The organism is Bacillus sp. J33 (assembly GCF_000518885.1).
Lineage (GTDB): Bacteria > Bacillota > Bacilli > Bacillales > Cytobacillaceae > Cytobacillus.
The window spans coordinates 87,992-108,488 of record NZ_JAEL01000003.1 but is presented as its reverse complement, the minus strand read 5'-3'; the positions used below and the strand labels follow the sequence as shown (position 1 = coordinate 108,488).

The window sequence follows — 20,497 nt, the reverse complement described above, 5'->3', positions numbered from 1 at the left end:
TTATTTGAGTCCCGTTTTCTTAGCTACTTCATCAAACATTTTATAATCTTCTTCCATTGCAGCCCTGAATTCTTCAGGACCTAAAAAACCATCCCTTATATTTGTCAGCGACTCTGTGTTAAACTTTTTATACTCCTCTGTTTCTGATGCTTTTTTCATCTGTTCCAATAAATAGTCTTTAATTTCCTGCGGAGTATCCTTTTTCACAACAAAGCCTCTCCAAGATCCTATGGTTACATCAAATCCTTTTTCAACTGTGGAAGGAGTATCTTTTAGTTCTTCAATCTGTGTTACACGCTCATCATTTAATACAACAAGCGGCCTCATTTTTCCATCTCTTATATAGCCAACAGTATTAATCAATTTATCAAGATAAACATCAACTTCTCCGCCTATTACAGCTGCCTTTACTTCAGAACCAGAGCCATAAGGAATAAATTTCACTTTTACTCCTGTAGCATCCGCAAGAGCATTCAATGTTAAATCATCCAAACCACCTGGACTCACACCAGCAAAAGAAATTTCTTTCTCTTTACCAATTTCTAAAAGCTTATCAAAACTATCAATTTGACTGTTAGCGGGTACTGATAGGACGTAAATATCCTCTTGAATACGTGCAATCGGCTCGAATTCTTCTAAAAACTTCATATTCTTGCTCTTGCCAAGAACATCTGCTATTACGTGTGAAGGTGTTACCTCTAAAACCGTATAACCGTCATTACTTTGGCCATGTGCATATACCATACCGACAAGACCGCCACTTCCATCCTTATTAACAGGCTGAAGCGGTTTGCTCATATCTTTTGACATAATTTCAGCAAACTTCCTCGCAAAAGTATCACTGGCACTGCCCTCCCCAAAGGGGACAACAAGTTCAATTGGACGTTTTGGATAATCAATTTCTCCTGCAGCAGATTCTTTTGAACTGCATGCAGCCAACAATAAACTCGTAATTATTAATGCAATAAGCAAAAAGTTCTTTCTCATCTCCAACCTCTCCTTTTTGTAAGCGTTTTAAAAATTAGGCATACATTCATTATGATCCCATCAATTCAATTGGCACGAGTGTATTCCCCTCCATTATTCTTCTTGCCGTTCGGCCGATTCCCCCTTTTATTAGCCTATATGATGATCCATCTGATTCTACTTCTACATTTACAAGGATTGTACCAGTAGGATGGCCAATAATAATTTTGCTGGAGATATTTTTCGATATTAACGTATTAGGTATTGAACCAGGTATATTGCAGGCTACTCCTAAACCGATGGCCCCGCTTACTGCAAATGCACGATGCAAGGTTCCCATCGCAATATATCTTCCAATAATATCAATTTTGGATTTTAATATTTTCTGGCCAGTTTCATCAATATAATCCGCTGGCTCCGCAACAATAACCATCTTTGGTAACGCATGCGTCTCAGGACTAACGGTTTCATTTTCTTTATATATTCCTATTAACCTTCCGCACTTGACTCGAATATCTTCAATTGACTGCTGTATTTTGGAATTATTCATTTCTAATGAAAGCTCTGTACCTTCCAAATTTAAATCTGAAGCTTTAATAAATACCAATACATTTCCAACATCAATGATAGAAACTCCTATTTGATTATTTTTACTAAGATGAATGAAGTCGACCACATTTCCAGTGGGTAAAAGTTTACCAGTAAGGGCACCGCCAAAATCAAGAAAATTCACCATTATACAAGAGCCCGTACCGGAAACACCAGAGATGGAGAAATCACCATCATACACAATATGGCCATTATGGACGGGAATCTCAACTTCCATAATCCTCTTCGTGTTAGTGTTAAAGATCCTGACTTTGGTTGAACCTTCTTTTAACTCGACCAAACCTTCTTCGACTGCAAAAAGCCCTACCGCTGATGCCATATTTCCACAAGTAACATTATAATCAATTTTCTGATTATTCGTGCTAACCTGTCCAAAGGTGTAAAAGATGTCGCACCCTAACTTATGGGTTACTCCTACAATGGCCACTTTACTGGTTAGGGGAGTACCGCCTCCGATTCCGTCGATTTGGCCATTTTTAGAGCTGCCATAAATTTTTGCTATAACTAAATCCCTTTCATAAGGGTCTTTTGGCAAATCAACATCTTTTAGGATTAACCCCCTGCTGGTGCCTCCCCTCATTAAAACACTTGGTACTTTATACAACTGGCCGTGAATGTTCACAACAAAAACACCTCGAAAATAATATTGATACCATGGTATAAACAGAGTATATTGAACATTCAGAGATAAATAAAATATCAATTTTCTATTATCTCCCATAAAAATTTTTTATTTCTAAAAATATTAATATACGGAAATAACAAAAGAGGTGTAAAAGTGGATAATTTTGATTGGGATTTGCTCATTACTTTATTTGAATGCAAAAACATTACAAAAACGAGTGAAATTCTTAGGATTTCACAGCCTTCCATAACATACAGATTAAAAAGATTAGAAGAAGAGTTTGGAGTAGAGATTGTTCATCGGGGCCGTCGAGGGGTTGCTTTTACACCACAGGGAGAATATTTAGCAGAATACGCAGCAAAAATGAAAAAAGAATACCAAAAAGTAGGTGAAGAAGTTTCTAACTTTGAAAATAATATTCAAGGCATCTTGCGAATAAGTGCTTCAAGCATCTTTTCAAGATATAAACTTCCGCCTATACTTGGAAAGTTTAATGAGAAGTTTCCTTTAGTTGAATTTCATGTAAACACCGGGTGGAGTGAAGAAGTGATTAACTCAATTTTTAAAGAACAATCACAAATAGGTATATTACGGGGAAATTATAACTTTTCTCATGAAAAACAGTTGCTAATGGAGGAAAACTTATTAATCGTGTCCAAGAAGGAAATTGATCTAAAGAACCTTTCGAATCTGCCCAGAATTTATTACAATACGGACACTTCTTTAAAGACTTTAATAGATAATTGGTGGACAGAAAATTACGTTTCACCCCCGACCATTACAATGAGGGTTGATAACATGGAAACTTGTAAGGAGATGGTACTGAATGGCCTCGGCTACGCTATTCTCCCAAGTATTCTTTTAGAAGAAGATGAAGATTTATTTAAAATGCCGTGTCTGACCAAACAAGGCTCTTATGTAAAAAGGAAGACTTGGCTAATCTATAAAAAAGAGTATGCTGACAATGTTGTAATAAAAGCATTTTGCGAGTTTTTAAGAGAATGGGATTTTAAAAAATGATAGAACAAACTTATTTATATATTAAGATAACATATAGGGTTTCATTGGGCGTTACTTTTTATTTAAGCCCTTCCCGTCAATAATTAATTTCGGGTGCGCTTTTTATCGAAAAACAAACCAGCAATAATTCCTTTGAATAATGATTTATTGCTGGTTTGAACAAATAAACGCTTAATGAGCTTCCCGGCATTTTCTTATGTTTACAAGTGACACCCATTGCAATTATCCTCAAAGATAAGTTTAAACGCATTCCATGTTTAACGTATCCCAAATATATGGTTTAGTCTTAATTTTATTCATAAACCGTAAATTGCGGTTTTGTCGGGTGGTCAATGACAAGGGAGTCATTTGAAAACGTCAAGAGCTTTCGATATAAGGCAAGATCGCCCAAACAGCCTGCGGTCAGTAAGGATCCCAGAATGGATACAGCAGGCAAGTTCATCACAATACCCAGGACCAGGGGCAATAAGCCCGTCGGTACGAAGGGCAGCAATAAAACTTTTTTCATTTGCTGAACCGTGATCGGCCGTTTCGCGTGAGCATACGCTACACCCAATTTCAAATTGACTCCCCATGACATCTCTTTCCAAGGTACGCCGCCAATATAACGAAAACCAGCTAAATGTATTGCTTCGTGTAAAATAATGATCACAGCCATACCGGCTATAAATAAAAGAAAACCGCTGAAGGTAAAGCTGATTTCCCCTTCACTATAAAGCACCGTATGGATAAAGAGCACACCAACTATCATCGCAGCAGTTGCAATTGTTAAATACATTTGCAATTTTATCATTGAAAAGGAAACAACAGTTTCTTTCCTTTTACCCAAACCTTCACCCCCGCACAAATTGTTCTATCCTATATTTACGGAATAAAAATGGGAAAGTTTCACATATTTTCATCTAACGCAAAAACAGAAAAACCTGAATTTCCCTTACCGATTTAGATTAGTAAACCCTATAAATAAGCAAAATTCAGGAGAATGATCAATCAAATGATGTTCTGGAACAGGCAAAAGATTTTTTCCTAAATAAAATGGGGTTGAAGCTGAGGATTTGGAAAGGATAAAAAATAGAAAAGGTGTTTACTTGATGATTCCGTTAAGGGAAGATAAATAAGCCAAAAAAGACCTGTCTGTGATCTGCTAATAGCAGCTGTGACAGGTCTTTTAAATATGGCTAAGAATACAGCTCCACAAAATATCGAATAAAACATTTACACTTTCTGACCTTTCAAAAAAAGGGCAGCCTTATCCCTCATATGCTCTCTTCAAGAGATTTAAATCGATCTTTGTCTTCATTTGAAGCAATGCCTTCATAACTCTTTCGGACTTCTCTGAATCTGGGCCGCTAATCATTTCGCTTAAATCAGCGGGAACAATTTGCCATGATACGCCGAATTGATCCTTAAGCCAGCCGCACGCTTGAGCCTTCTTGTCTCCGCCTTCAGAGAGCTTGTCCCAGTAGTAGTTTATTTCTTCTTGATTGTCACAATGAACAATAAAAGAGATAGCTTCTGTAAATTTGAACTGCGGCCCTCCATTTAAAGCAACGAATTCCTGCCCCTCCAGTCGAAATTCTACAGTCATGACGGCTCCCTCTGCATTTCCTTCGGTTTCATGGCGTTCTCTCCCATAGCGGGTAATCCTGGTGATACTTGAGTCTTTAAAGATGGACGTATAAAAATTCGCTGCCTCTTCAGCTTCTGTATTAAACCACAAGTTTGGCGTGATTTTTTGAATTTTATTTTTCACAATGTCAGCTCCTTTTTCATTGCTTTCCTTCCTCCCCATCCTATCCTAAATAAAAATGGTTTACACGATACCCTTCTGGCATATCTACTTCCGTTGTTCCTTCTCTGCATGTTTCATATTTTACCAGTTTCTGACCATTTATACCTATTTCACAGGAAAAACCTATCACCAATAGCAGCATACTTGTATAATCAAGCCAAGGAAAAAAATAAAAAGGAAAGGAACGGATTAAACAAAGTGCTATACATTTGGGATATCGAAAAGATCATAAAGAACACGTTAGCTGAACACGGTCTGGGTATAACCTATGAATTTAACAATAAACTAAATGCTCCTATGAACTTTAACGTATCAACAAATACGTTAAAATTTAACTACCTGCAAGTGAACGGATACATAGCCAAAGTTAACTTCAAAATAAAAGAAACGGATGAGAACATTGTCAAATTGCTTGTTTATCATGAAATCGGCTATTATCTGGATTTTAAGAAAAACAAACATGATATAAAGACCCTAATGTACGGAGAAGATGAGGAAATAGAGCAGCTTATGGCTGAAATCGAAAGGAATTCGTGGGAATTTGGCCGGACATTGGTGCCTGAACATCTGGTCCATGCTTATGATCAATTACGGGAATTGGATAAACAGCTCTTAAAAAGCCATTAGGAAACAAAAGCGGAAGCGCCTTGAAATAGGAACTTCAGCTAAAAACCGCCACGTCCTATGGCGAACGCTGATGCCAGCACATCCTGTGCAAGTCCGGCAGGCATAAGACGAATCACGCAGGAAACCTCCCAAAGCTCGCTTTAGTCGGACGATGTATCGCTGCCGAAGCCTTCCTTGTCCTGATTTCTGGAGTGATTTGTTACGTTCCGAGCTGCTCGAAGCATCATTCTCCTAATCATGCTCCTCTCAAAATATTCAAGGGAGTCTATTCGGGATGAAAAATGGGCTAGGCGCTGGAGCTAGATGCAGATAACTTTTCACAAAGTTATTCACATGATTGGATTTTATAATTTCCTAAACAGGAACAAATGAAATGCGCCTCCTTTGCTAAGAATAGGAGGCGCATTTTTCTAAAAAACAATCCCAGCTTAACCTAAATACCGATGATACAAGTTTTTAGCCTGAAGAATATCCTTTACCCCATGAACCAGCACTCTTCCATCCCTGAAAACAACCAATCTGGCCTGATCGATTGAAAATGAGAGCAAATAAGGATTGCTCTCTACATGGATTCCTTGAGACACCAGGGATTTTTTCAGATATATAATATCCATATTCTGCAGGGCTGAAGGCCTGATTTGAACGGTATCCCTCCCGCATAGCAGCGCTGTTTTTGTCTGATTCTCATAATCAAGGAAGGGATAAGCTGGATGAATCCCGCAGGATAAGCACTCCGGATTTTTTAAGGAAGATACATTAATGGAACTATAATGATTTTTCCATAAATCAAAAGAAACAAGCGTCCTGCGTAAGGATTCAAAGTCTTCCGTTAATATCTTTAATGCTTCCGCAGACTGGTGAGCCACAACCATTTGAATAGCCGGCTGAATAACACCAGCTGTATCGCAGGTGACTCCTCCCAATGGCAATTTGTCCATCAGGCAATTCAGGCATGGTGACATCCCGGGCAAAATGGTATAGGTCAATCCATAGCTCCCCACACAGCCTCCATATATCCATGGAATCCTGTGCTTTTGAGAGATATCATTGATTAGAAAGCGAATATCAAAATTGTCTGCTGCGTCAATGATTAAATCTATACCCTCAATCAAATCTTCTAATTCCTGTACACCGACATCCATAATACGAGGAATAATTTGCACCTCTGAATTAATGGCATTCAATCGGTTAGCGGCGGCAATGGCTTTTGGCATTTTTTGAATAGCATCTTCTTCACAATAAAGCTGCTGGCGCTGCAAATTGCTCCACTCCACATAATCACGATCGGCAATTGTTATTTTGCCGACTCCTGCCCTTGTAAGCGTTTCAGCATTTGCAGCCCCTAATGCGCCAGCCCCTATGATTAAAACATGTTTTTCCCTAAGCCTTTTCTGGCCTTCTTTGCCAATGGGAGGGAATAAAATCTGGCGGGAGTATCGCTCATTCAACTAAAAACCATTCCTTCTGCCGGGCTGCTTGCTGATGCATAACGTTTTTTGGGCATCCTGCCTGCTTCATAGCCCAATCGCCCTGCTTCAATGGCCAGTTTCATTGCTTGTGCCATTTTAACAGGGTCTTTTGCAGAGGAAACAGCCGTATTTAATAAGACTCCATCTGCTCCCAGCTCCATTGCCAATGCCGCATCTGCCGGGCTCCCAATTCCAGCATCCACAATAATCGGGACTGCAGCCTGCTGAATAATAAATTGGAGATTAACAGGGTTGATAATTCCCTGCCCGGAACCAATTGGCGAAGCACAAGGCATGACCGCGTGGCAGCCCAGTTCTTCCAGCTTTCTGGCAAGCACAACATCATCAGAAGTATACGGCAGGACAATAAATCCCTCGTCTAATAGGATTTCCGCCGCTTTTAGTGTTTCTACCGGATCAGGCAAAAGTGTTTTGCTGCAGCCGATTACCTCAACCTTTATCATGTCACACAGCCCGGAAGCTTTGGATAGCCTGGCAATCCGCACAGCTTCCTCGGCTGTCTTTGCTCCGGCCGTATTAGGCAGTAATTTATATTTCTTTAAATCCAGCTTTTCCAAAAAGTTGGGCTGGTTCGCTTCGAAAATGTTCATACGGCGTACAGCAAACGTAAGCACCTCTGTTTCAGAAGCTTCTACAGCTTCCTTTTGCACATCAAAGTTTGGATATTTTCCTGTTCCCAGCAGCAGCCGAGAGTTAAATTCATATGGTCCAATTTTCAGCATATTATCCGCCTCCTACAAAGTGTACAATCTCGATTCGATCCCCATCTGACAGAATGGTTTCAGCATGCATGGATTTATCCAAAATATGCTGGTTTAGTTCAACAATGACTACCTTTTGCTCCAAATTGAAATGCTCGAGCAGAAGGGAAACGCGATTAACTGTGTCCGGAAGCTCCATAGCATCTCCGTTAATGACAACTTTCATAAAAGCACCCCATTTGACGTATGGACTAAAGATTCAAGGCGGGAAAGCTCAAACGGATTTGGCTGCTCCGTTTTTCCTTCGAGGATGTCTGCCATCAGTCCGCCTGTTGCCGGGGCAAGGAGGATTCCATTCCGAAAATGGCCGGCCGCAATATATAACCCTCTATAAACAGGATGTTCTCCTAAAAAAGGCTGGCCATCAGCCGATTGCGGACGAATTCCTGTCCAGGCCCGCTCCCATTCAGCCTTCGCTATATCCGGAACAAGGTTTTGCGCCTTTTCCATCAGCGAGGATATCCCCTCAAGGGTCACCTTCTCATCAAATGAATTGACCTTAACGGTCGCTCCAACTACTAATCTCCCAGATTGCTTCGGAACGATATAGCATCCATGTGAAAAGATCGTCCCCTGTACAAGCGGTTTTTCAGGTATCACCGAGAAGCACTCGCCTTTAACCGGAATAATGGGCAGCGAAAGGCCCGCTCTTTCAAGAACCTCCCTGCTCCAGGCCCCGGAAGCCACGATAACGGATTCTGCCAGGAATTCTCCCTGGCTGGTTTTGACCCCATGAACCTTTTCATCTTTTAAAATAAAATCTGATACGTGTGTATACTCATAAATTTCTGCACCGAGGGCCATTGAAGCTTTTGCAAAGGCAAGGGACAATTCATATGCCTGAACCTGTCCGTCATTCGGTATATACATGGCACCCAGCAATTTGTTTGATACGGATGGCTCACGTTTGATCAGCTCATCAATAGGAAGCCATTCAGCCTGCTCACCCGCTTTTCGCTGGCTTTCTATTAATCTTTTTAATTCCAGCTCCTGGTCTTTATCAGCCGCCACTTTATACATGCCCTTATTTTGGTAGCCAATATGTACTTGTGATAAATCTTCCAGTTCCGGGATCAGGCTCCGATACATGGAGCGGCTTTTGCATGCCAGCTGGAATAGCGGTCCGTCTTCTGCAAGCTCCGTTTGGGCCCCTAAAATTCCAGCTGCAGCTCCGGAAGCCTTGCCGGCTATTTTCCCCTTTTCCAAAATGGCCACTTTATAGCCTCTTTTAGCCAGCTGAAAAGCAATGGAACTTCCGTTAATGCCTCCCCCAACAACAACGGCGTCAAAAACTTTTCTCATACCCTATCCCTCCTCGTTTAGTTTCTTTGAAAATAACTTTGCTTCTTTGGCAGGGTCTTTTGCCTGCAAAATCCCAGACATTACAGCAATTCCATCTGCTCCTGCCCCCAAAACCTCAGGGACATTCTCTGGTTTAATCCCGCCAATTGCCAATACCGGGACATCAATTTCCTTTTTAACAGCCTCCAGTGCCTCTATTCCCCTTGGCGGGATCCCCTTCTTGGAATCGGTTTCAAATATGTGTCCAAACAGGATATAATCTGCCCCCTGTATTGCTGCCACTTTAGCTTCTTCAGGAGAATGTACGGAACATCCGATAGGCATTTCAGGAAAACACGTTTTGACAACATGGGCCGGCAGACTGTGAAAAGCAAGATGCACACCTGTTTTACATGCCCACGCAACATCCACCCGATCATTTATAACAATTTTATGAATGGGGATTCCCTCTTTAAGAAGCAGCTCTACTCCTGCATATAGCTCCCTTGAGGTTCGATGTTTTTCCCGCAAGTGAAACTTATCTGCAAAGGGTTCCACTTCACCTGCTATTTCAGCAAAAGCCTCCAGAGAAAGCTTTCCATCTGATATAACATGCAGCTGTTTCCTCATAGCGATAACTCCCCTGTTTTTTTATGCTTTTAGCAAATTAAAAACCACCTTCTAAATAGAAAGTGGCTGTACGGGGCTTATGAATATAGCCCCGATACTCCACTTCCCTACGCTGGTATGCCAGATCAGGTTCCAAGGGTTTTAAAGCTTTTGCTTTAATCTCAGCCTGCAAACGGCACCCCCAGCAGATATAATTACTATTAAATTACTAAAATACTATTTTTACTGATAAATACTTCCCCCGGTTTTTTTAAATTCCTCAGCTTTTTCTTCCAAGCCCTTCTGTATCGCTTCGTCCGTGTCAAGCTTATTCTCTTTTGCATAATTCCGGATATCCTGCGAAATTCTCATGCTGCAGAATTTTGGCCCGCACATGGAACAGAAGTGAGCTGTTTTAGCCCCTTCAGCCGGCAATGTCTCATCATGGTATTCCAATGCGCGTTCAGGATCAAGCGACAGATTGAATTGATCCCTCCAGCGGAATTCAAACCGGGCTTTTGACAGGGCATCATCTCTTTTTTGTGCTCCCGGGTGGCCCTTTGCCAGATCTGCAGCATGCGCTGCAATTTTATAAGTAATGACACCCTCGCGTACATCATCTCTATTTGGCAAACCCAAATGTTCTTTAGGAGTAACATAGCAAAGCATTGCCGTACCATACCAGCCTATCATGGCAGCCCCGATTGCAGAGGTAATGTGGTCATATCCTGGAGCTATATCTGTTGTTAGGGGCCCAAGTGTATAAAATGGCGCTTCCTTGCAGATCTCCAATTGTTTATCCATATTCTCTTTAATTAAATGCATTGGAACATGGCCAGGTCCCTCAACCATTACCTGTACATCGTGTTCCCATGCAATTTTCGTCAACTCCCCAAGTGTCTCGAGCTCTGCAAATTGAGCCTCGTCATTGGCATCTGCAATCGATCCCGGGCGCAGCCCATCCCCGAGTGAGAAGGCCACATCATAGGCTTTCATGATCTCGCAGATTTCTTCAAAATGTGTATATAAAAAGTTTTCTTTATGATGATGCAAACACCATTGGGCCATAATGGATCCGCCCCTCGATACAATTCCGGTTAAGCGTTTTGCCGACAGCGGAACATACCTCAAAAGGACACCTGCATGAATGGTAAAGTAGTCAACCCCCTGCTCAGCTTGTTCGATTAAGGTATCTCTGTAAACTTCCCACGTAAGATCCTCGGCAATGCCATTAACTTTTTCAAGTGCCTGATAAATTGGCACGGTGCCGACCGGAACGGCAGAGTTCCTGATAATCCATTCACGTGTGGTATGAATATTTTTGCCTGTAGATAGATCCATGATCGTGTCTGCTCCCCATCGAGTAGCCCAGGTCATTTTTTCTACCTCTTCCTCAATAGAGGATGAAACAGCAGAATTTCCAATGTTCGCATTAATTTTTACGTGGAAATTCCTTCCGATGATCATCGGCTCTGTCTCAGGATGATTGATATTGGAAGGAATGATTGCCCGGCCCCTAGCTATTTCAGACCGAACAAATTCCGGATCCATATTTTCCCGAATGGCTATATACTCCATCTCAGGAGTAATGATCCCCTTTTTTGCATAGTGAAGCTGGGTAACATTCTTTCCTTTTTTTGCTCTCAATGGCTTGCGGGATAAGCCAGGAAAAACTTTATGATTAGCACGCGGATCATGTTCATCGCGGTACCCATTATCCTCGGGCTTTATTTTCCGCCCATCATACTCTTCAACATCCCCGCGTTCATGAATCCACCGGCTTCTCAGAGCAGGAAGCCCTTTTTTTAGATCTGCCGTATATTGAGGATCCGTATAAGGTCCGCTCGTATCATATACGCGAACCGGCTCATTGATTTCCTCTCCAAAATTTCCGGAAGTGGGACTTAACTCTATCTCACGCATTGGAACCTTTATATCAGGCCTGGATCCCTCCACATAGACTTTTTTGCTGCCAGTAAAGCTCGACATAATGGAAATGTTCTTCTGATTTAATGAACTTGCCGTCATTGATATCTCTCCCTTATTAAAAATGTAAGGACGAGACCTAGAACCAAGGAAGTGCCAGATATGTTAAAAAGCCGGTCCACATAAAGATGGACCGGCTTAACCGCAGATGTTTTTGCACAAAAAATTCTTTTGCACATTCTAACTTCCCCACGCTGGTATGATCCAGATCAGGTCCAAAGAGTCAAGAAACTTAAACGCGTTTCTTTCTCAGCCCAAGCTATTGGGCACCCCCAGTTATTGCTATTAAATTCTCCTACAGTATACATAAAGCAGTAAAAAAATGAAAGGAATTTAAAAAATTTTTTCAATAATATTTTTCCTATTACAGCAAAGCACCCGCAAATATCTTTATGGAAGCCTGTTTAAAATGCAATTTTACTCATCAATTCGGTTCTACATGAACATGGACATCATAGACTCCATAATCCTGCATCATCACATTCTCCACATGTGTTGCAATATCATGGGCCTCTTTTATATCCAGCGTTGAATTTACGAGAATGACTACATCAATGACTTCATTGTTTCCATAGCTTCTCCCTTTAATATCTTTAATCCCTTTCACGCCATTCACTTTCCTAATAACACTCTGATAGCGTTTAATCTTTTGCTCATCAAAGCCATCTGATAGCTCATGGGAGGCTTGTCTAAAAATTTCCCAGGCTGTTTTGCAAATTAAAAGCCCAACGATGATGGCTGTCAGCGGATCAAGCCATGGCATATTTAACTGTGAACCAAATATCCCTACAGCGGTACCGATACTGACCCAGGCGTCTGAAATATTATCTTTTGCCGCTGCCATCACGGCTTTGCTGTTAATTTTAAGAGCCAATTTCCTGTTATAGCGGTAAACAAAATACATCGCCACTCCTGAGAAAAGGCCTGTAAAAGCTGCCATGATGTCAGGGGATTCCTGCACACCTTCAAACATGGACCTTATAGCATTCATTAAAACTTGCAGTCCCACTGCTGCCATAATAAAGGATGCGACCATAGAAGCGATTGTTTCACTTTTCCAGTGGCCATACCCATGGTTTTTATCAGGCGGACGCTGTGAAATCCGAAGTCCAATAAGGACAGCAACAGATGCAATAATATCAGTTGTATTATTTAGGCCATCCGCTTTCAATGCAGCAGAATCGCTCATATATCCAATAGCTAGCTTTAGGATCGAAAGGCATATATAAGCCGCGATGCTAATGACCGCAGCCCGCTCTCCCAATTTCAGTTTCTTGTACTTTTCGTCCATACTCTTGCCCCCTGTTTTGCACTTGATTATATTACCAAGCAGAAGACGGTTGGGTCTAGAGCAATCTTTTTGAGCACTTTTAACTAAATAGGCAATATACAAGTATGTTGAATGAGGGAAAAATAGAAAAGTGCATATCCGCCCTGCAAATATGCACTTCAAATCTATTCATACTTGGAAAAGTCCATAAAATAGCTGTAAACCGAGTAAACAACCATGGCAAATGCCATTGTGATAAATCCCCAGCCCAATGTAATCTGTTCAATGACCAAATAGTTGTTGCACAGCTGTACGGGTGACCAAATATACAGCCACCCCAGTGCCAGGAACAATACTGTAAAAAAGATAATAAGAGCATGTTTCCAGAAAGAACTTAGCTTAGGCCAGCTGTCCCGTAATGGCACTCCAGCTAAAAATGGCAGCGAGATGAATTTAAAAACTTCTACACTTGTCAGAGTCAAAGCTTCATCCATAGTCCTTGGAAAGGACCAATACACCATGATGATTGCAAACAGCAAGATTCCAGGCACACCGTTTTCATTCCATTTTGCAAAGAACGCCGGAAAGCGCTTCTGAAAAAATTTCGCCATCAGGAATCCCGCAAAAACCAGCAGCGGCATTTGCATATGCATATGGGTAATCATGATGGATTCCAGCAAATGGGCTACAGGCGGGAGCATCAAAGCAAGAAGCAGCAAGAAACCATAGCCTGATTGCTTCATCCCTCATCCCCTCCATTACGCTGCAGAACTTTCGTTACCCGATCCGCTGCTTCATCAACCAGTGTGTAATCCATTACTTCCACTAATCGTCCTTCAGGATTCACGAGGTAAAAAGCAGAATTATGAGCAAAGTTTCCGTACTCATCCGGTATGACGATGACACCGAACCGGTCTAATAGTGACTTTAGCTCCCGCGGATCCGGAATCCTGGCCATTCTCCACGTTTCCCCATCACTGCCAAATGCCTTTCGATACTTATCCAGTGTTTCAGGATCATCCCGCCCCGGATCAAAGCTAATGCTTAGAAACTGAATATCCTGGCCGATATATTCTTTCGGAATCTGCTTATACACTTCAGACATATTGACCTCCAGCTCCGGGCAAACCGTTCCGCATGATGTATATAAAAAAGTGATAAAGACATACTTTCCTTCAAATTCGGAGAAAGAATAGGTCCTTCCTTTATTGTCCTCAAGCGTTACATCCGGAAACTGCGGCTTGTCGTCCATCAGCTGATTCACCCTCGCAGTCTCAGCAGTAAAAGCCTGAAACCCGTCTGTGCCAATATAAAATAGGACAACGCCAAATATGAGGACAATTAGGGTAGATAATGCCGTTCTATTTTTCGGAAACATGATCTTCACTTCCTTTTAAAAGAAAGAGACAGCCCAGCCAGCCGAGCTATCTCTCCATCCTTACCAGGTCTTATATGGCGGTGAACCTGGAGGGGCATTGACAATGAAGTCTACCAATGGGATAACATATGCCATGCCGACAAGGACAAGCATGCACACAATCCATAAGCCCCAGCGCTCTGTCCATCTTGGGGTTGGCGCTGCATCCTCTTCCACTTCCGCAATCGGGAATTCAGTATTTCCTTTTGGAGCAAAGAACATTAGATAGAACACTGCATACACCTGGATTAGGACACCAATCATCAGCAGTGTTCCGCCAATAGCCAGGAAGAACAGGTATGGATCCCAGCTTAGAGCTGTTGCGTTATCAAAATAGGTGGAATATGACGTTCTTCTTGGTGATCCCAATAATCCAACCCAGTGCATGGCCGTTGACATGATCAGCATACCAATCGTCCAAATAATGGTTTGGATAACACCCAATTTATTAATCTGCGGAGTCAGCACTCTTTTTGATACATAAGGAACGAGCCAGTAGCTGATGCCGAAGAACGTCATGACTACGGACATTCCAAGGGTTAAGTGGAAGTGGCCGACAATCCACATGGTATTATGGACAACTTGGTTCAATTGGTTTGTGCTTTGAACAATACCGCCTGCTCCTGCAGGGATAAAGGCTGCCATCGCGATAAATGGTGCAAGGAAGCGGACATCGCCCCAAGGCAATTTTTTATACCAGCCAACAAGGCCTCTTCCGCCTTTCTTTCTGGCTGTGCGTTCAAATACGGCAAACATCGCATAAGCTGTCATCAGGGATGGAAATCCAATGGCTAAACTCATAAACACGTGCATATATTTCACTGGTTCAGAAATGCCAGGGTCAATAATCTGATGGTGAAAGCCTCCGGTAATATTCATCATAACTAATGCAATAACGACAATCCTTGTTAAAACATCACTCCATCTTCTGCCGCCAATGATCTTCGGCACAATGACATACCAGGCAGAAACTGCTGTTAAGTACCAGATGTTAACGAGTGTGTGCCCAAAAGCCCAAAACAAAGTACGTGCAACCATAACATTGATTGTTTCAACCCAGCCGAAAGCCCAAGGAATGATGGTAAAAACTTCAATTGCTACCGGAAGGCTTCCGAAGAATAAGAGAATAAACACTCCTGTTGCAAAAAAGGATAAAATCGGAACATGCTGCCCCGGATGGCGTTTTCTCCAGCTTGCCACATTGATAAAGGCACCGAATGCGCACATCCAAACCCCAAGGACAATGAACACCAACCCAATATAGAAAATCGGTGAAGCAGCCATTGGCGGGTAGAAGGTGTACATAACAGATGCTTCATTCATTAAAATGGGAATAACGGCTAATACAAATCCAAAAATCTTCATCCAAAAACCGATCCAGGCCATCTTTCTGACCTTAGGAAGCAGGCCGCCCAAAGTATGGGATAATCCTGCATAGAAATAGCCAATTGTAAAGAAGGCGGACAGTACGACAACCAACAGCAGGCCGTGGGCCGTCAGTACCTGGTAGTAGTTCAGCCAAGCCGGCAATTCCAGCAATCCAGCCCGGTTTAAGCCTTGCAATAAGCCAAGCAATCCGCCCAGCAGGATGGCTAAAAAGGCAACAGATAGGTATGATTTCGTTAATCTCGCATCCTCCAGGCTGATCCCCATTACTTTATTTGCTTTTTCTCTAAATACTTGCGATTTCGTTGTATTTTTTATAATGGTTTCCACTGTATATCCCCCCTTTTATTTAACTTTGATGGTCGTGCTCATCATTTGGTGTCCAGCACCGCAGTACTCATTGCACAGAACTAAATATTCGCCAGGCTTATCAAATTTCTGGGTGATCTTTTGTATATAGCCTGGAACCACCATCGCATTCAAGTTCGTTTCGGCAACCTGGAACCCGTGAACCACATCTTTAGAAGTTAATGTGAAATGAACGGTTGATCCAGCAGGCACTTCGATTTCACTTGGTGTAAAACTAAACACCTGCAGCGTCATAACCACTTCATATTCGTTCTCACCAATTTTTTTAATGCCTGGCTGATCAAACGGCTCTGTTTCATCTACTTTCTGAGGATCGATTCGCTCCCCATAGCTTGGAGGCCCCATCTCCAGCGCAAATGTCTGATAACCCGTGATAAGCATAAATCCGATAATCATCCCAAAACTTAAGAATAGCCATATCTTCTCAGAGCGATGCATCATTGTTTATCCCCCCTATAATCTGGCCATGTACAGGCCATACACAATTAAATACGTAACAAAAATACCTAATCCCACGATTGTTACTGAAAAAATGGTCCCCTTTAAAGTGCCCTGTTCCTTGGCTGCCTTGACGCCCTGGCTCACTTTTCTCGTTTCCACCTTTCATCATCCCCCCTACTTTTTCTTACTTACATCATAATTGAGAACATTTTTCACAAAAGTGAACTGAATCACACTTCTTTCACATTTTTTCTTTTTATAGCCAGTCCCTCATTTCCGAAATACTCAATATTAACAAGGCTTCGTCTATTTTCTCCGCTCATGTACGCCTCTTTGGCGTTCACAAATCATTCACAACTGACTTTTCTTTAATTTTCATCTCAGCTTTTGAGCTCTCATTGACACTCCTTCTCGGATTAGTTCCCTTCAGCCTCTCTTTGGTGCTCCCAGCGGCACTATTCAATCACGATTAGTTCCCTTCAGCTTCTCTTTGCTGCTCCCAGGGGCACTATTCATCACGATTAGTTCCCTTCAGCTTCTCTTTGCTGCTCCCAGGGGCACTATTCATCACGATTAGTTCCCTTCAATCTCTCTTTGGCGCTCCCAGCGACACTATTCATCACGATTAGTTCCCTTCAGCTTCTCTTTGGCGCTACCAGCAGCACTATTCATCACGATTAGTTCCCTTCAGCTTCTCTTTGGCGCTACCAGCGGCACTAATTCCCCTAGTCAGTTCCCTTTCACCACTTTAAAATCCGATAAGAGGAAACAAATAAGCCAAAAAAAAGCTTTTTAACAAAATTGATTTTCAAAATGGGGTTTTGTTCAATAGATGGAAAAATCGAAAGGAAGCTTTCGAGGGAACATTTAAAATGCATTTGCAAACGGGAATCAGAGGCAGCCATGAACATGATGGCATAGGACATGGTTTCAAAGGGGATAAAAACCAAAACATTTTTGAAAAATTACTGTTGACTTTTTTGATAGACGAAGCTAAAATTTAGTATAATTTAATAATTAAAAATCGAGAGATGGTTATTTTCACTTCGAACTAATAGTAGAACTTTAGCTTATTGTCAATGAATAAGATTGATAATGAGAAAAAGATCCTAACCCAATAAGAAGGAAAAAATAAAGATAAATCGGTATATTTTCTGGACTTGTGATTAGTCTGGGGAATATACCGTTTTTTGTTAGAGGGGGAAAAGCATGAACAAAACAAAAGGATTTATTGAATCAGAAATCAGTAAGGCTATCACTCAATGGGAAAAGGATTTCCTTGGGCGCGGATCTGTATCGGTAAAAACGGATATTCTGCGGGATATGATTATCGTCACCTTAAGAGGAATTCTCACACCGGCTGAATATTCAGTGTGCGAAACAAAGGATGGAATCTTTTCCATAAAAAAAATGCGATCTGAATTAGTTGAATCAGGCATAGAAGATCTAAAGAAAATTATTCTAAATATCACGGAAAAAGAAGTAAAAAGTTTTCATACAGATATAAGCACTCGCACAGGTGAACGAATCATGGTATTTAAGCTATATAGTGATTTGGAGAAAGATCTTTAAAAAAAGGGAGATTTTCAAAAAGCTATCGCAGCTAGTTGAGGATAAACCGGCAGCTTTCGGAATCTATGGCCCAACAAGGCCAGCTAAATTCTGAAATTGCCGGTTTTTTTATTGGAAAATATTAATTAGGGGAAATGCTAATGTCTGACATCATACTGCAAAATTTATTGTCACCAGTTGTTTTATTTTTTGTATTGGGTATTATTGCCGCCCTGGCAAAATCTGATTTGAAATTCCCAAATAGCCTAAGTGAAGGATTGAGTATTTATCTATTAATTGCCATTGGTATAAAAGGAGGAATTGAACTTTCTCATTATTCCATTGAATCTGTCATCAGACCCATTGCAGGTGCACTGTTTTTGGGGATTGCCATTCCGTTTATTACACTTTTTCTTATGCGATTGATTAAGATGGACTTGAAAAATTCGATTGGCTTAGCAGCTACTTATGGTTCCATCAGTATTGTTACCTATGGAGCCGCACTCTCATTTCTTGATAAAAACGGCACAAGTTATGAAGGGTTTATGAATGCCTTAGTTGTACTTATGGAAAGTCCGGCTATTTTGGTTTCATTGCTTTTATTAAAGATAATCGAAAATAAAAATGAGTGGTCGTCATTTACCTCCCAAAGGATAGGATTGATTCATCCTTCGGCCAATCTGATCGATAAAGAAGTCATAAGAGATAGTATCTTTGGAAAAAGCATATTGCTTTTAATGGGGAGTTTATTCATTGGGTTAGCACTTGGCGAACGTGCCGTTCCCATGGTAAAACCTTTATTTATGGACTTATATAGCAGTGTTTTAATCTTATTCCTTTTAAATATGGGATTGATGGCAGGACAACGATTGTCTGAGGTTAAAAAACATGGTTTAAAGCTGCTGCTTTTTGGACTAATTACTCCACTCCTTTTTGGGGTTTTGGGTGTTATAGTCGGGAATTTTGCAGGCTTATCCTTAGGCGGAACTGCTTTAATGGGAGTTTTAGCTGGGAGTGCCTCTTATATCGCTGCCCCAGCAGCTTTAAAAACTTCCGTACCAGAAGCCAATCCATCCATTTATTTGGGCCTGGCTTTAGGCGTTACTTTTCCATTCAATCTAATCATCGGAATCCCTTTTTATTATGAAATAGCTAAATTACTGCACTAGGAGGAATTATGAATGACAACGAACTCAAAGGCATTAATTATAACAGGGTTTAATGAAGATTTATATCAGCTCCTCCCCCTCATCCATTGCCAGAACTTCAGACTTCTGTCCCCCCCTGTATTTTTTCTTCTATATCCAGAAAGCATAAGTGAGTTTTATCCTTAAAAAAGTACAATAAAAAGCCAGATCAAAGAAATCCGCCTAAAAATCTTTTTATTTATAAGGCTCTGTTAAATTTGCCTGTTGATTTCAGCACGAGGTATTCGCTTTCCGCGGGCGGTCCAACTCTCCTCGGTGCATTCGCACCTGCGGGGTCTCCCGCTGACACGCTTCTCCCGCAGGACATTGAATAAGCTTCCCCGAATGAACACCTCTTCGTAAGGAAATGCGGTAGCATTTTCGAGGAGCTCGCACCTTCCGCTCCAATCAACAGGGTGCCAAAATCAAAAATAAGCTTTAACACAGCCATTTATAAAAAAAAACTAACCCGTATTGGATTAGTTTGGAATCGTATGTATAATAATGGGCCTAAGTGGACTCGAACCACCGACCTCACGCTTATCAGGCGTGCGCTCTAACCAGCTGAGCTATAGGCCCATATTTTGGAGCGGGTGAAGGGAATCGAACCCTCATCATCAGCTTGGAAGGCTGAGGTTTTACCACTAAACTACACCCGCATTTAGCTATGTTTGGAGGCAACACCCGGATTTGAACCGGGGATGGAGGTTTTGCAGACCTCTGCCTTACCACTTGGCTATGCTGCCTTGAAAATGGCTGGGCTAGCAGGATTCGAACCTGCGAATGACGGAGTCAAAGTCCGGTGCCTTACCGCTTGGCTATAGCCCAATAAAAAAATTTTTAAAAAGGAATAATGGGGCGATTGATGGGAATCGAACCCACGAATGTCGGAGCCACAATCCGATGCGTTAACCACTTCGCCACAACCGCCACTGTCCTACTGGCAGGGGTAGTAGGAATCGAACCCACATCAAAGGTTTTGGAGACCTTCGTTTTACCATTAAACTATACCCCTATTTAAATGGTGGAGGGGGGCAGATTCGAACTGCCGAACCCGAAGGAGCGGATTTACAGTCCGCCGCGTTTAGCCACTTCGCTACCCCTCCATAT

20 protein-coding genes, 7 tRNA genes and 2 riboswitches are annotated in these 20,497 nt (G+C 41.6%); of the genes, 4 read left to right on the top strand and 23 right to left on the bottom strand.

The genetic code is table 11. The annotated features are described in order from the left end of the window. Positions 1-987, bottom strand: coding sequence for a Bug family tripartite tricarboxylate transporter substrate binding protein (locus L634_RS0100635; RefSeq protein ID WP_026580764.1), 987 nt, complete (start codon positions 985-987; stop codon positions 1-3). Between the two features lie 49 nt (positions 988-1,036). Beyond that, on the bottom strand, positions 1,037-2,197 hold the full coding sequence (locus L634_RS0100630) for a PrpF domain-containing protein (protein ID WP_026580763.1): 1,161 nt from the start codon (positions 2,195-2,197) through the stop codon (positions 1,037-1,039). A gap of 156 nt (positions 2,198-2,353) precedes the next feature. On the opposite strand from L634_RS0100630, the gene L634_RS0100625 reads away from it, so the two are divergent. Beyond that, positions 2,354-3,220: a LysR family transcriptional regulator gene (locus L634_RS0100625; protein WP_026580762.1), complete on the top strand. Its 867-nt coding sequence runs from the start codon at positions 2,354-2,356 to the stop codon at positions 3,218-3,220. 292 nt (positions 3,221-3,512) lie between these two features. Here the strand turns inward: L634_RS0100625 and L634_RS0100620 are convergent, their stop codons facing one another. Both L634_RS0100620 and L634_RS0100615 read right to left on the bottom strand, forming a co-directional pair. Then, positions 3,513-4,049 (bottom strand): DUF3267 domain-containing protein, encoded by a 537-nt coding sequence (locus tag L634_RS0100620; protein WP_026580761.1) that lies wholly within the window; start codon positions 4,047-4,049, stop codon positions 3,513-3,515. Between the two features lie 420 nt (positions 4,050-4,469). After that, positions 4,470-4,973, bottom strand: coding sequence for a VOC family protein (locus L634_RS0100615; protein WP_034261633.1), 504 nt, complete (start codon positions 4,971-4,973; stop codon positions 4,470-4,472). A gap of 237 nt (positions 4,974-5,210) precedes the next feature. Between L634_RS0100615 and L634_RS0100610 the strand changes: the two genes are divergently transcribed. Continuing rightward, positions 5,211-5,639, top strand: coding sequence for a hypothetical protein (locus tag L634_RS0100610; protein ID WP_026580759.1), 429 nt, complete (start codon positions 5,211-5,213; stop codon positions 5,637-5,639). 428 nt (positions 5,640-6,067) lie between these two features. Here the strand turns inward: L634_RS0100610 and L634_RS0100605 are convergent, their stop codons facing one another. From L634_RS0100605 to L634_RS33715, 12 genes are all read right to left on the bottom strand, one after another. Then, entirely contained in the window at positions 6,068-7,087 is a 1,020-nt protein-coding gene (locus L634_RS0100605) for a MoeB/ThiF family adenylyltransferase (RefSeq protein WP_026580758.1), read from the bottom strand. Beyond that, the gene (locus tag L634_RS0100600; RefSeq protein WP_026580757.1) at positions 7,084-7,851 is read right to left on the bottom strand and encodes a thiazole synthase; all 768 of its coding nucleotides are present in this window, start codon (positions 7,849-7,851) and stop codon (positions 7,084-7,086) included. Before L634_RS0100600 ends, L634_RS0100605 begins: the two co-directional genes overlap by 4 nt. A gap of 1 nt (position 7,852) precedes the next feature. Continuing rightward, positions 7,853-8,056 (bottom strand): sulfur carrier protein ThiS, encoded by a 204-nt coding sequence (gene thiS, locus L634_RS0100595; protein WP_026580756.1) that lies wholly within the window; start codon positions 8,054-8,056, stop codon positions 7,853-7,855. Beyond that, positions 8,053-9,192, bottom strand: a complete 1,140-nt coding sequence (thiO, locus tag L634_RS0100590) for a glycine oxidase ThiO (protein ID WP_026580755.1) — start codon at positions 9,190-9,192, stop codon at positions 8,053-8,055. Before thiO ends, thiS begins: the two co-directional genes overlap by 4 nt. A gap of 3 nt (positions 9,193-9,195) precedes the next feature. After that, positions 9,196-9,801 carry a thiamine phosphate synthase gene (locus tag L634_RS0100585; protein WP_026580754.1) on the bottom strand — a complete coding sequence of 202 codons (606 nt, stop codon included), beginning with the start codon at positions 9,799-9,801 and terminating at the stop codon, positions 9,196-9,198. A gap of 87 nt (positions 9,802-9,888) precedes the next feature. Beyond that, positions 9,889-9,994, bottom strand: a riboswitch (TPP riboswitch). A 29-nt stretch (positions 9,995-10,023) separates the two neighbouring features. Next, positions 10,024-11,808, bottom strand: coding sequence for a phosphomethylpyrimidine synthase ThiC (gene thiC, locus L634_RS0100575; RefSeq protein WP_026580753.1), 1,785 nt, complete (start codon positions 11,806-11,808; stop codon positions 10,024-10,026). Between the two features lie 127 nt (positions 11,809-11,935). Next, positions 11,936-12,050, bottom strand: a riboswitch (TPP riboswitch). Positions 12,051-12,190: 140 nt separating this feature from the next. Then, the gene (locus tag L634_RS0100570; RefSeq protein WP_026580752.1) at positions 12,191-13,057 is read right to left on the bottom strand and encodes a cation diffusion facilitator family transporter; all 867 of its coding nucleotides are present in this window, start codon (positions 13,055-13,057) and stop codon (positions 12,191-12,193) included. Positions 13,058-13,221: 164 nt separating this feature from the next. Then, entirely contained in the window at positions 13,222-13,779 is a 558-nt protein-coding gene (locus L634_RS0100565; RefSeq protein WP_026580751.1) for a hypothetical protein, read from the bottom strand. Next, entirely contained in the window at positions 13,776-14,414 is a 639-nt protein-coding gene (locus L634_RS0100560) for an SCO family protein (protein ID WP_026580750.1), read from the bottom strand. Before L634_RS0100560 ends, L634_RS0100565 begins: the two co-directional genes overlap by 4 nt. Positions 14,415-14,474: 60 nt before the next feature. Next, positions 14,475-16,169: a cbb3-type cytochrome c oxidase subunit I gene (locus L634_RS0100555; RefSeq protein ID WP_026580749.1), complete on the bottom strand. Its 1,695-nt coding sequence runs from the start codon at positions 16,167-16,169 to the stop codon at positions 14,475-14,477. A 15-nt stretch (positions 16,170-16,184) separates the two neighbouring features. Beyond that, the gene (locus L634_RS0100550) at positions 16,185-16,649 is read right to left on the bottom strand and encodes a cytochrome c oxidase subunit II (protein WP_026580748.1); all 465 of its coding nucleotides are present in this window, start codon (positions 16,647-16,649) and stop codon (positions 16,185-16,187) included. Positions 16,650-16,661: 12 nt separating this feature from the next. Beyond that, on the bottom strand, positions 16,662-16,808 hold the full coding sequence (locus L634_RS33715) for a hypothetical protein (protein WP_198029658.1): 147 nt from the start codon (positions 16,806-16,808) through the stop codon (positions 16,662-16,664). Positions 16,809-17,858: 1,050 nt separating this feature from the next. Between L634_RS33715 and L634_RS0100530 the strand changes: the two genes are divergently transcribed. Further along, complete coding sequence (locus L634_RS0100530) at positions 17,859-18,221, top strand: DUF2294 domain-containing protein (protein WP_026580747.1); 363 nt, start codon at positions 17,859-17,861, stop codon at positions 18,219-18,221. 140 nt (positions 18,222-18,361) lie between these two features. Next, complete coding sequence (locus L634_RS0100525) at positions 18,362-19,369, top strand: sodium-dependent bicarbonate transport family permease (protein WP_026580746.1); 1,008 nt, start codon at positions 18,362-18,364, stop codon at positions 19,367-19,369. A 523-nt stretch (positions 19,370-19,892) separates the two neighbouring features. Here the strand turns inward: L634_RS0100525 and L634_RS0100515 are convergent. From L634_RS0100515 to L634_RS0100485, 7 genes are all read right to left on the bottom strand, one after another. Beyond that, positions 19,893-19,966: transfer RNA gene (locus L634_RS0100515), tRNA-Ile, on the bottom strand. A 6-nt stretch (positions 19,967-19,972) separates the two neighbouring features. Beyond that, positions 19,973-20,046: transfer RNA gene (locus L634_RS0100510), tRNA-Gly, on the bottom strand. Between the two features lie 13 nt (positions 20,047-20,059). Continuing rightward, a tRNA-Cys gene (locus L634_RS0100505) sits at positions 20,060-20,133 on the bottom strand. Between the two features lie 7 nt (positions 20,134-20,140). Further along, a tRNA-Gln gene (locus L634_RS0100500) sits at positions 20,141-20,215 on the bottom strand. A gap of 26 nt (positions 20,216-20,241) precedes the next feature. Next, a tRNA-His gene (locus L634_RS0100495) sits at positions 20,242-20,317 on the bottom strand. 11 nt (positions 20,318-20,328) lie between these two features. Then, a tRNA-Trp gene (locus L634_RS0100490) sits at positions 20,329-20,402 on the bottom strand. 7 nt (positions 20,403-20,409) lie between these two features. Further along, positions 20,410-20,493: transfer RNA gene (locus L634_RS0100485), tRNA-Tyr, on the bottom strand. Positions 20,494-20,497 lie beyond the last annotated feature (4 nt).